Source organism: Marinobacter daepoensis DSM 16072, assembly GCF_000421165.1.
In the GTDB taxonomy this organism is placed as follows: Bacteria; Pseudomonadota; Gammaproteobacteria; order Pseudomonadales; family Oleiphilaceae; genus Marinobacter; species Marinobacter daepoensis.
In genome coordinates, this window is sequence record NZ_ATWI01000009.1 from 262,288 (window position 1) to 275,066 (window position 12,779).

The 12,779-nt window shown below is 52.5% G+C and carries 6 protein-coding genes; 4 read left to right on the forward strand and 2 right to left on the reverse strand.

From position 1 onward, the window contains the following. The first annotated feature begins 63 nt into the window (after positions 1 to 63). The 4 genes from K325_RS0106705 (at position 64) to K325_RS0106720 (ending at position 8,131) form a co-directional block, all read left to right on the forward strand. Complete coding sequence (locus K325_RS0106705; RefSeq protein WP_036193166.1) at positions 64 to 1,425, forward strand: restriction endonuclease subunit S; 1,362 nt, start codon at positions 64 to 66, stop codon at positions 1,423 to 1,425. A 23-nt stretch (positions 1,426 to 1,448) separates the two neighbouring features. Then, positions 1,449 to 4,712 carry a type I restriction endonuclease subunit R gene (locus K325_RS0106710; RefSeq protein WP_029653499.1) on the forward strand — a complete coding sequence of 1,088 codons (3,264 nt, stop codon included), beginning with the start codon at positions 1,449 to 1,451 and terminating at the stop codon, positions 4,710 to 4,712. Positions 4,713 to 5,506: 794 nt separating this feature from the next. Then, positions 5,507 to 6,775 (forward strand): tyrosine-type recombinase/integrase, encoded by a 1,269-nt coding sequence (locus K325_RS0106715; RefSeq protein ID WP_029653500.1) that lies wholly within the window; start codon positions 5,507 to 5,509, stop codon positions 6,773 to 6,775. A gap of 81 nt (positions 6,776 to 6,856) precedes the next feature. Further along, positions 6,857 to 8,131: an MFS transporter gene (locus tag K325_RS0106720; RefSeq protein WP_051146584.1), complete on the forward strand. Its 1,275-nt coding sequence runs from the start codon at positions 6,857 to 6,859 to the stop codon at positions 8,129 to 8,131. Positions 8,132 to 8,134: 3 nt separating this feature from the next. Here the strand turns inward: K325_RS0106720 and K325_RS0106725 are convergent, their stop codons facing one another. Further along, positions 8,135 to 9,655, reverse strand: coding sequence for a sigma-54-dependent transcriptional regulator (locus K325_RS0106725; RefSeq protein WP_029653502.1), 1,521 nt, complete (start codon positions 9,653 to 9,655; stop codon positions 8,135 to 8,137). Positions 9,656 to 9,691: 36 nt separating this feature from the next. Beyond that, on the reverse strand, positions 9,692 to 12,769 hold the full coding sequence (locus K325_RS0106730; RefSeq protein WP_029653503.1) for a PAS domain S-box protein: 3,078 nt from the start codon (positions 12,767 to 12,769) through the stop codon (positions 9,692 to 9,694). Between the last annotated feature and the right edge of the window lie 10 nt (positions 12,770 to 12,779).

A 12,779-nucleotide genomic window follows, 5' to 3' on the forward strand; every position in this document is an offset into this window, starting at 1 on the left:
TGCGCGCAGGCGCGCCTTCTGCTCACGAAAAAATCCTCGCCATGCATCATCGGAGGATCTATTTTGAGCAAGTATGTGCCTTACGTAGACTACCAAGCTTCTAATGTCGAATGGATAGGAGAAACCCCCAAACACTGGTGGAAATCTAAGCTTAAATTTGAAGCTCATATAAATATGGGGCAGTCACCCAGTTCGGATGATTGTAATCAGGACGGTATTGGACTTCCATTCTTACAGGGTAATGCGGAGTTTGGTAGGTTGTATCCCATACCGAAGCAATACTGCGCAGTAGCAAAAAAAACATCAGAAAAAGGAGAAATCCTTTTTTCTGTCCGTGCTCCTGTCGGCGCTATAAATTTAGCGGATCAAGCTTATGGAATAGGGCGAGGCCTCTGTTCCATATCTCCTTCAGGCTTAACAAAAGACTTCTTATGGTGGGCTGCTATCGTCTTTAAAACAGAGCTTGTTTCTGTATCAACAGGGAGTACTTTTGAGGCTGTAAGTGCCGAGCAAGTTGAGAACTTGCTTTTGTTCCGCCCCCCTATAGATGAACAAAACGCAATTGCAGCCTTCCTCAACCACGAAACCGCCAAGATCGACACCCTGATCGAAAAGCAGCAGCAACTGATCAAGCTGCTGAAAGAGAAGCGCCAGGCGGTGATCAGTCATGCCGTCACCAAGGGCCTGAATCCCGATGCGCCGATAAAAGATTCAGGTGTGGAGTGGTTGGGGGAAGTGCCTGAGCATTGGAGTGTAGTGCCACTTAGACATATCACACCCGAAGTTACCGTCGGTATCGTGGTGACGCCAGCGAAGTATTATGTTGATAACGGGATACCTTGCTTTAGATCGCTTAACGTTAAAGAAAATAGTATTGAAGAACGGGATTTTGTATACATATCCAAGGCCTCAAACTCCGACCTCATGAAAAGCCAAGTTTTCCAAGGAGATATTTTAGTAGTGCGGTCAGGACAGCCTGGTAAGGCTGCTGTTGTTTTAGCTAAACATGATAGCTACAACTGTATAGATCTAATAATAATTAGAAAGAGTAAAAAAATAATATCTGATTTTTTGTGCTATCAAATTAATTCAGATGTATGTAAAAAACAGATATCGTCAGGTTCAGGTGGAGCGATCCAGCAGCATTTCAATGTTGAACTGGCAAAAGGATTATATGTAACCTTTCCTCCCTTGGAAGAGCAAATGGAAATTTCTAAATACATCATGAAGCAGATACAGGCTTTTGACTCTTTGGTAAAAAAAGCGGAGATGTCAATCGATCTCATGAAAGAACGCCGATCAGCTCTAATTTCCGCTGCTGTAACAGGCAAAATTGATGTCAGAAACTGGAAACCGCAGCCTTCAGCTGACAAGCAGCAGAAAACAATGACCGAGTCAGCAACAACAGCACCCGCAACGCACTGACAGAACCACAAGGACGTTTGGATATGAGTAGTTACGCCAGCAAAGCACAAGAAGCCGTTTTCCAGAATGAAGTTATTAAACAGCTACTGGCGAACGGCTGGCTTTTAGGTAAGCCCGCTGGCTACAACCGCGAGCTGGCGCTGTATGAGGAAGACTTACTCGGGTTCGTGAAAGAAACCCAGCCTGAGCAGTGGCAGAAGTACTGCAAGCTCTATCCAAACGACCCCGAGAAAGCATTTCTGGAACGGGTGGCCAATCAGCTGAGCAAGGCGGACCCGAACGCCGCCAACAAGGAACTGCGCACCTTTGGCACACTTGGCGTGCTGCGCCATGAGCTGAAGGATCGCGGCACCCGTTTCCGCCTCTGCCAGTTCAAGCCTGATCACGACCTGAACCCCGATACGCTGACGCGCTATCGACAGAACCGCCTACGCGTCGTCCCCGAGCTGGTCTACAGCCCTTATGCCACCGCAGAACATCTGGCACTTACGGGTAAACAGGCCAAAAAATGGCGCATTGATCTGGTGCTGCTCCTTAACGGCCTGCCCATCGCCACGTTGGAGCTGAAGTCTGAGTTCAAACAGGCAGTAGAACGAGCGATCAAGCAATACAAACTCACCCGTCTGCCCAAAGATCCTGCCACCAATAAGCCTGAGCCGTTGCTGACCTTCAAGCGCGGGGCGCTGGTGCATTTTGCCGTCAGCCAGTACGAGGTGTACATGGCCACGCGGCTGGAGGGGGACGACACCTTCTTTCTGCCGTTCAACAGGGGCACGAAGGAGGGCGGTGCTGGCAACGAGGTGCCCGAGAATCAGAATGAATACGCCACCGCCTATCTCTGGCAAGAAGTGCTGGCGCCTGACAATATCCTGCGCATTCTGGCTCGTTTCGTTCACCTGCAGATCGAAGAGAAAGAGGACTGGCAGGGCAAGAAGTACAAGAAAGAGACGCTCATCTTCCCGCGCTACCACCAGTGGGATGTGGTCACCCAGCTGGTCGCGGATGCCCGCGAAAACGGTCCAGGCCACAAGTACCTGATTCAGCACAGCGCGGGCTCGGGCAAATCCAACTCCATCGCCTGGACCGCGCATCAGCTTGCTTCACTCTATGATGAAGCGGGCGATAAGCGTTTCCACTCGGTGATCGTCGTCACCGACCGTACTGTGCTCGATGATCAGCTGCAGGATATCATCTACCAGTTCGAGCATGCCGACGGGGTGGTCGGGCGCATCAACAACAAGGAAGGCGACGGCTCCAAGTCTGAAAAGCTGGCCGCCGCGCTGGAAAATGCCCAGCCGATCATCATCGTCACCATCCAGACCTTCCCGTTTGTGCTCAAGGCGATTGAAAACAGTGTGAGTCTGAAGGAGCGCAACTATGCCGTGATCGCGGATGAGGCGCATTCATCCCAGTCAGGCTCTACCGCCCGTCAGCTCAAAGAAGTCTTGATGCTGGAACCAGATGAAGAACAGGGCGAATTGACCAGCGAAGATCTGCTGGACGCCACGCTGGAGGCCCGCAAAGGCAACCAAAACCTCAGTTTCTTTGCGTTTACCGCCACGCCCAAGCCAAAAACATTGGAGCTTTTCGGGCGTCGCCCCGACCCCGACAGCCCTGCCTCAAGCAAGAACAAGCCAGAAGCCTGGCATGTCTACAGTATGCGCCAGGCCATCGAAGAAGGCTTTATCCTGGATGTACTGAAGAACTACACCAGCTACAAGGTGGCATACCAGCTTGCTCAGAAGGTGCGGGAGCAGGATGAAGAGGTAGACGCCAAGAAAGCCAGGGTGAAGCTGAACCAGTGGGTGGGCCTGCACGACTACAACATTGCCCAAAAGGTGCAGGTGATCGTTGAGCACTTCAGGGAAAACGTCATGGGCCTGCTGGGTGGGCAAGCCAAGGCGATGGTTGTCACCAGTTCGCGTAAAGAGGCTGTGCGCTATAAGAAGGCGTTCGACAAGTACGTAGACGACCACAAGTACCAGAAAATCCACGCCATGGTGGCATTCTCGGGTGAAGTGGAATTCAACGAGAACGACCCGAACGCGGCAGCCCTGCTGGGTGAAAAGTTCACCGAAACCAATATGAACCCGAACCTGAAGAAGCGCGATATGCGCGAAGCGTTTGATAGCGATGATTACCAGGTGATGCTGGTCGCCAACAAATTCCAGACAGGGTTTGATCAGCCAAAGCTCTGTGCCATGTACGTGGACAAGAAACTGGCAAACGTGGAATGCGTACAAACCCTGTCACGCCTCAACCGTACCTATCCTGGCAAGGCGGAATCGGGCACCTTCGTGCTCGATTTCTTCAACGATCCTCAGGATATTCTCGAGGCCTTCCAGCCGTACTATCAGACGGCAGAACTGACCGACGTGTCCGACCCGAACAAAGTGTACGACCTGTTCGAAAAGCTCAAAGCTCAGGGCATTTTCACCTGGACTGAAATCGAGCAGTTCACCACCGCGTTCTTTGTGCCGAATAAGAGCAACGCAGCGATCAGTAATATCTGTAAACCTGCAGTAGAGCGCTGGCAGAAGCGCTATGCCAACGCCGTGGATGCATACAAAACCGCGAAAGACATGTTCGAACGCTGCAAGGCATCGGGCGATGCTGTATTGATCGGCAATGCTGAAAACAGCCTCAAAGAATGCAAGCAAGAGAAAGATACGCTGGAGATATTCAAGAAGGATCTTGGCACCTATGTGCGCTTCTATGAATTCATGTCCCAGATCGTCGATTACGATGACAAGGAGCTGGAAAAACTGAGCCTCTACGCCCGTCACCTGAGACCGATGCTCCGTGAAAAGGTCGATGAAGATGACGATGTCGACCTGAGCAATGTCACGCTGAGCCACTACCGTCTTTCAAAGATCAAACAGCAAGATCTTCAGCTGAAAGAAGGTCAGGGCGAATACTGCCTGGAGCCAGGCAATGAAATGGGTTCAGCCAAGGCGAGAGACAAAAAGGAGGAGTTCCTTTCCACCATTCTTCAGCGGCTGAATGAGCTGTTTATCACGGACAACCTGACTGACGATGACATGCTCAACTATGCCCGCACAGTGGCGGATAAAGTAGGGGAGAATGAAAAGGTGATGCACCAACTCAGGAACAACACACCTGATCAGGCGTTTCTTGGCGATTTCCCCCAGGCGCTTGATGATGCCGTGCTGAGCAGTTCAGAAGCACACCAGAACCAGATGCTGCAGATTCTCAGTAACCCACAGGTTGCTCAAGGGTTTGCTCGAGTGGTGTTCGATATGCTGATTAAAAAAGGAAACTCTTAGGTATCATTGAGTTATGCCAAAAATAGGCGACTTGCATGCCAATATCACCTCCATCCAGAGCCGCTGGCTTGGCGGATGAGCCGAGCTTCGAAGCAGCGTGCGGCCGATCACATTAAATATCGGTCTTTACCATATTTAACATAATATACATTATGCGCAGTCATTGTTGGATCGATGACAGGCGCAGAGTGGCACACCCCCTGAGCATGCAGACAACGCCACTCCACACCGATAAGGCAGGATTTAGCGATAAGGCAATTGTCCGTTATGGGCGGGCGCCACAGAACGCCGTGATTTTTCCCAGCCTTGCTCCTCAATCAGGCCGACCGTCTCAAGTCATCACCTTAATATCTGCTGAGTTGCTCTGGCTCTGACTGTGCATAAGCTGCCGGTAAAATGGAGCCCGAACGTAAAGTGTTGCCCTCCGGGCTATCTCCGTCTTTTTTGTGCTAGCGAAGTGTCGCCCAGTGCTGCTCCAGCTAAGCGTTCTGATAGCTCTGTCGTCACCTGAGCCTTCGGCATACAGATACCGCGCCCGGACCGGTGCAAACCTGAGAGCGGGCGTTCTGACCGAGCAATGTTTTCAGCCTATGACGCCTGACAGCATTCATGTTCTGTAGTTTCACGCTCAGACGTCTATGGATTGCGAACGGAGGATGGCGTTTTCCTAAGAGGACTGCTGGCGTAATATAATGATTTTATGGCATTATACGCTATGTCCAATATTTAGGAGTATTGGACATTCCGGGCACCTATCCAGCCCTGCTCACCAATTTAGAAGCCATTGTGTCGCTATGAAAGCTAAAGCCCAGTTCCCAGGATTCCCTCTGTTTGACACCGCCGATCGCATTCACGAGCAATCGGATTTTGAGCTGTATCCTGGCCTGAAATCTGCCCTGAGCGCCCTGCCGCTACCGGTTGCCGACATCCATGAGGATTTCCGCATCGCGCACCGCTTTGTTGTTAAATACAGTGATGTCCCAGGCACCTTCAACCGGTTTCGCGGGGAAATTCAGAGATTTCTCAATTATACATGGCTGATTGGCCGTCGAACGCTTGCTCAGGCAGACTCCGAACTGATCAGCAGCTATTTTGCGTTCATGAAAACGCCACCGGCATCCTGGGTATCGAGGGGCATTTATTCGGCGTTTGTCTCATCCGGCGGGCTACGCCAGCCGAACTTTCAATGGCGGCCCATGGCGCTTCGAAGCAAAGACACTCAGGCCCCCTACTCTGTTACTCAGGCGAGCCTGAATGCCAGCCGAACGGCACTGCAAACCTTCTTTAAATATCTTGTCTCCCAGGATTACTTACTTCGAAACCCATTGCTGGATGTGAGGAAACGGGACCGTAGCGCAAAGCCGAACCTGAACCTGGACCGTGATGCAGACGTTCGACGATTAACTGACTGGCAATGGTCCTACCTTCTGGAATCCCTGACAGAGCTGGCCAGTGAGGATGCCAGTTTCGAACGGCATCTGTTTATCATTGTGACCATGAAAAGCCTGTTTCTTCGGGTAAGTGAGCTCGCCCCCAGGCCAGTAGATCGGGGGCAGTGGCGCACCCCCACATTTGGGGATTTCCGGCGCACTGTGGTCGATGGAGAACCATACTGGGTTTACTCTGTCTTCGGGAAAGGCGACAAAACCCGCCAGGTCACCCTGCCGGATGCCTACCTTGGTTATCTGAAGCGTTGGCGAACGCACCTGGGGCATACTTCTCCCCTGCCAGTACCTGGCGAAACCTCACCGATTCTGCCATCCAGGAAAGGCGCCGCGATTGGTAAGCGCCAGGTTCAGCGTATTTATGAGCAGGCTATGGTTGCTACAGCAGACAGGATGGAGCGCGAAGGCTACTGTGATGAAGCCAGGCAGATACTCGCGATTCGTTCGGAAACGCACTATCTTCGGCACACCGGTGCCAGCCAGGCCATTGAAGCCGGCGCCGACATCCGCCACATCAGTGAAGAGCTGGGCCATGCCAATGCCACCTTTACAGAATCGGTGTATGTAAATGCCGAGCAGGCAAGAAGGCGATCCGAAGGGCGGCAGCGATTGGTGTAACCACAAGCCGTGGTTCGCTATGATGCGTGACAGAGAAAAACAATCCAGGAGCCGGGGCTCACCCGACATCAAGGACCGACCATGATTCACGCAGAACACTCCAGCCGCATTCAGACCGGGCTGATCAACCCGGTTCTCATTGCAGGCTGCATTATCATTTTGGTGAGTTTTGCCATAAGGGCATCGTTTGGGCTTTTCCAGCTACCGATTGCACAGGAGTTTGCCTGGCCACGGGAATCATTTTCGCTAGCGATTGCAATCCAGAATCTATTCTGGGGCATTGGCCAACCTATTTTTGGTGCGGTCGCGGAGCGGTATGGTGATCGCAGGGCCATTTTTGCCGGCGGGCTGATTTATGCGCTGGGATTGGTATTGTCGGCATTTGCGATCACGCCGGGCCAACACCAGCTATTGGAAATGCTCGTAGGTTTTGGAATTGCCGGAACGGGCTTTGGTGTCATTCTCGCGGTTGTTGGCCGGGCTGCGCCAGAGAAACATCGCTCTATGGCGCTGGGCATTGCAACGGCAGCGGGGTCAGCCGGTCAGATAGTGGGACCACCGATTGCTCAGCTGCTGATTGCTCAAATGCCATGGCAATGGGTTTTCATCATTTTTGCGGGTGCAATTCTGGCGTCTATGTTGGCGCTACGCTTGTTTCGAGCCCCACAACGAGACCAAACCGATACCAGCGATGAGCCCATGAGAGTCGTACTTCAGCGAGCCCTGAAAGATCCAACTTTCTGGTTTATTTTTATTGGCTTCTTTTCTTGCGGATATCAGCTTGCTTTTATCACGGCTCACTTTCCTGCGTTTATCACCGAAATGTGCGGTCCGGTTACCCCGGACAGCCTTCTTTATGTCATAGGAGTTACTTCGGCATCGGGGTTGGGCGCCATTTCAATCGCCATTATCGGGTTCTTTAACATAGGCGGAACCTTGCTGGCAGGATGGCTGGGCAATCGCTACTCACGAAAATACCTGCTTGCGTCGATTTATCTGCTGCGAACACTGGTCTCGGCTGCCTTCATTCTCACTCCCATTACCCCAGAGACCGTTGTGCTTTTCTCGGTCGCCATGGGCTCCCTGTGGCTCGCAACTGTTCCACTGACATCTGGGCTGGTGGCGCATATTTATGGCCTCAAATACATGGGGACATTGTATGGTCTGGTTTTCTTCTCCCACCAGCTTGGCGGGTTTCTGGGCGTCTGGTTGGGCGGCTCCATGTACGATTTGTACAACGATTACACTGTTGTGTGGTGGGTGGGCGTAGGCGTTGGTGCTCTCTCCGTCCTGATTCACTTACCAGTGAAGGAACGTCCTTGGGAAAGTCGGGGCGATTTTGCGCGCGCAGGGTGATCATTAGTCCTGCCCGAACGGGCTGTGGCTTTTCTCCCACGCCAGCTTTTTCCGGTAGATTGTTGATGCGCTAATCTCCAGGAAGGCTGCCGCCCGTGGGATGTTGCCGCTGCATTTTTGTATGGCCGTCTCGATGATCCTTTGCTCTTCTTTCCAAAGCGGCAGTATGGCTTTGCTATCACGGTCTGCGACATTCGATGCACCATTAACGCCGGGGGCATCGTCACTCACAGCACCAGTTGATGGCGGCGTATCCTGTTCGCCACCAACCTCATCAGAGAATGGAGCAGCCGGAACCCCGGGGCCGCCATCGACAGCGCCCCCTTCTGGTTGAGCGGCACCCGGCGTCGACTCAGACATCTGCGGAAGCATGGTCATAGTGACTGTTTCCGCGTCATTCAATACAACGATATTACGCACAACATTCGACAACTCCCGAACGTTTCCAGGCCAGGGATATCGGAGAAAATAGTCTGCAACCTTGTCATCAAAACAGCGGAAGGATTTACCTTCATCCTCGGAATACTTACGGAGCAACTCACCCGCAATTTTCAGCACATCATTGCCACGGTCTCTCAGAGGCGGCATGTGCAAGGGAATGACGTGGAGACGGTAATACAAATCCTCCCGGAAACGCCCCTCCCTCACTTCAGCCAAGGGGTCCCGATTAGTCGCGCAGATGAAACGAACATCCACCTTGATTTCTTTGCTGCTCCCAACCGGCGAAAAAGTGCCGGACTGAATAAAACGAAGCAGCTTGCTTTGAAGATCAAGGGGCATTTCGCCAATTTCATCCAGAAATAACGTGCCCCCCGAGGCTCGCAGCGCGGCGCCCTCTCTCGCCGTCGCTGCCCCGGTAAAAGCGCCTTTTACATGCCCGAAAATTTCACTTTCAATGAGTTCCCTAGGAATCGCTGCGCAGTTGAGGGCAATAAATGGCTTGTCGGAACGGGTACTCTCCGCATGAAGCGCTTCGGAACAAAGCTCTTTGCCCGTACCGCTCTCACCTGTAATGAACACACTGGCTTTGCTTGCCGCGCAACTCTCTATGATTCTGTAGACACCTTGCATCGGCAAAGAGCCTCCGATCATGTTGTGAAAACGGTCGCGTTCAAACGTTTTCTGGTATTCATTAACCACATCTTGCAGGTGCTGGCGCTCCAGAATATTGGAGATGGTTACTTCAAGCCTTGCCCTGTCAAAAGGCTTTGATAAGAAATCGCTGGCCCCTCGGCGCATCGCATCGACCACCAGGTCTACAGACCCAAAAGCGGTAATAACAATGATTGGCAGATCAGGCTGTGTTGACTGGGCGTAGTCGACAATATCCAATCCACTCATATCGGGTAACCGGACATCCGTTATTAAAAGGTAGATAGTATTCTCAGCCAACAGCTTAAGAGCTGCGTGGCCGGTATCTGCAACCAAAACACGGTAGGTGTCTTTCAGGTAGTTTTGGTAAACCAGCGCATTCGAGACGCTGTCCTCGACCAGCAATATCGTATGTCGAGAGGTTGTCTGCATGGTTCGCCCTCCATAAGCAACTGGCCAGCACCTGAATTACAGGTTCTGACCGGACGCATTCTCCAATGCCTTTAAATAAGATTCGTATTTTTTCACGGTTTCATCCGCGTTGGCTCTCAAGGTGTCGATGACGCCCTTAACACTCTGATGGCGCCCCTGAAGAAGCAAAAGCTCTAACTCCTGGGCTTTGTGATGAAGCTGCATTCCGCCAAAGGTTCCAGAGCAGCTTTTAAGGGCGTGCGCCTGCTCTCTCAACTCGGAGTAGTCAGACTCACCAATTGCTGAATCAATTAGTTGCATGCGCTTTTTAATCTCATTTATGAAGACTGAAATCATAAGCGGAAGCGATGCTTCTGAGGTGTCCAGCGCCAACTGTTCCAGAACCTGCTGGCTCAGTATGGCCCGCTCACCCTGACCGTCTTGCCGGAGTGCCGACGGAGGCGGCACCGAATTGTCCAGACAGTGATACACCGTTTGAACCAGGCGCTGGAGGTTGAAAGGCTTGCTGACGAAGTCATTCATCCCGGTTCGTTTGCAACGTTCAATTTCAGATTTTTCTGCGTTGGCGGTCACTGCAATGATCGGCGTTTGGGCGTTGATACCCCCAGACTGCCGGATCGTTTCGGTTGCCTCCAACCCATTCATGTTAGGCATGCGTAAGTCCATCAGAATGGCGTCGTAGCGCTTACTCTCGGCCTGCCGTACCGCTTCGGCCCCATCTCTGGCCGTCTCTACATCAAACCCCCGGGACTTGAGCATTTCCGCACCGATCAGGAGGTTAGCGTCAACATCATCCACCAGAAGAACTCGTTTGCGGGGAGCGCCTTTCTGGTCACTGTCGTTTCCGGATGGTGGTGAGAGAGGCTCTGAATGCTGATCCGGTGGTGACCGGTAGCGTTTCAAGTCTTCATTTGACGGAACCTCGTAAGGGATACTCAAACTGAAGGTTGATCCCTGGCCGACAGTGCTGGTCAGACTTATCGCGCCGTTCATGCCTGTCACTAACTGGCGCGCAATCGCCAGCCCCAACCCAGACCCGCCAAAACCACGGTCCCGGGCAGCATCGACCTGCCCAAACTCTGAGAAAGCAGACTCTACAAGCTCATCGGGGATCCCAGGGCCCGTGTCATTCACATTGATTCGAAGCCAGCAGCCGGAATCGTCCGATTCAAGAGACGTCACTTCGATCATCACATGTCCCTCTTCGGTAAATTTAACCGCATTGTCGACAAGGATGGTCAGCACCTGGCGAAGGTGATCCCGGTCGGCCTTTACCACCTCGGGCACCGCCGATGACACTTCCGGAATCAGTAACACGGAAGATTTTTGTCGGTGCGCCGCAATGCCATCAAAGACTTCACCAACAAGTTCCCGTGGAGCAAACAAGACCTTCTGGTACTCTGTTTCTCCAGCTTCAATCCTTGAGAAATCCAGAATCTCATTCACAACCTGAAGCAAAGCATCCCCGGAGCGCCTGGCCATCTGCAAAAAACGAAGATCTTTCGGCTCAAGAGACCCGCGATGTTCTAACAAAGACAACGACCCCAGAACGGCCGTTAAAGGCGAGCGGATTTCATGGCTCATATGGGATAGAAAGCGTGATTTCGCCCGGGATGCGTCCTCGGCACTCTCTTTTGCGGCAAGGAGTTCTTCTTCTTTACTCTTGCGATCAGAAATATCGCGGATATTGGCCGTTACGAAGACCTCTTCGTCAATTCGCACAGCGGTGAGCGAAAGCTCTACCGGAAAGACATCACCGTTTTTCTTAACAGCGTAGGTTTCAATGCGCTTCCCTATCAACGGCCCCTCACCGGTTGCAAGGTAGCGGGCAAACCCTTTGTGGTGCGCATCCCGATACTCCGCAGGGACAATGCGGCTGGCCATATCCTGACCTGTCAGCTCCGATTTGGCCCAACCAAACATCACTTCAGCCGATTGACTGAAGTCCGTCACCTTACCGCGCTTATCAATGGTTATCAGGGCATCCAGGCTGGCATCGATCAGGCTCGCCTTCAGCCTTTCACTCACACGCGCATCTCGTTCCAGCCTGGCGGTGTGAGTGCGATCGCGGACGATCAGGATGTACCTCCCTCTCTCCCCCGATTCAAAGGGGAGAAGGTTCATTTCAGTCATCAACTCGGCACCGTTATCGTCGATAATCGTGGATTCGAACCAGGTGTTTGGGTTCCGGCTCTGCCGATCAATCCACTCGCGCACGCCAAGCCCCTTTAGATCAAGGATTCCTGCCAAAGGCTGCCCCATCAGTTCTGAGGCATCAACGCCGAGTAACTGCGCCATCGCCGGATTGGCGAAGACCACATTCTCTTCTTCATCCAGTGTGGCTATACCGTCGGGGGCAGCTTCTAACAAAGCCGTCGTTTCGCTTTCTTTTCTCTGCAATTCGTCGTTCACCACAATCAATTCGTCATTGACGTTTTGCAAGGCGGTTTCCCTGGCCTTCAGCGTGCCGAGCATCTGATTGAAGGCTGCCACTGTCTCGGAGAGTTCATCATTACGAGAGGATAGAATTGGCTCAATTTCCTCACCTTTTGCAACCCGGTGAGCGGCAGATCGGAGTCTGATCAGCTCGCGGGTCAGATACCGGGCAAAGAACAATGAAACCAGCGCTACCAGCAACAGCTCCAGGGCCGCAATAACGTAGAACCGGAGTTTGGCTTCGGCAAGCGTGGCTTCAAGATCGGATAAGGACAATCCCATCTCGATGGCGCCAAAATGCTGACCGCCAACAACGATGTCCTGAGACTGATCGTAGCGACCATCGTCAATCCCGGCGAGATTGCGGTCCTGAGTGACAACCTCCGATGAAGAAATTCCGGCCGTTGCGAGCACTCTGTCGAACCCCCGAATCCGGACGTAGTCAACACCGCCCAGACTCCTTATCTGGTGCACTTTCGCCTGAAGTGATGCGACGTTGACTGAAATCAGATCAGCAACGATGACCGAGCTCGCAAGCATCAGGGTGTCCCGGGCTCTCTCCTCAAGAGCATGATGATAAGTGACCCGAATAAAACTGATGGCCTGCCAGACAAGTACGGATAGAAAAAACAGCTCGATCAGGCCTACTCCAAGGACGGTTTTCCATCGAAAGGACATAGCAGAGCCC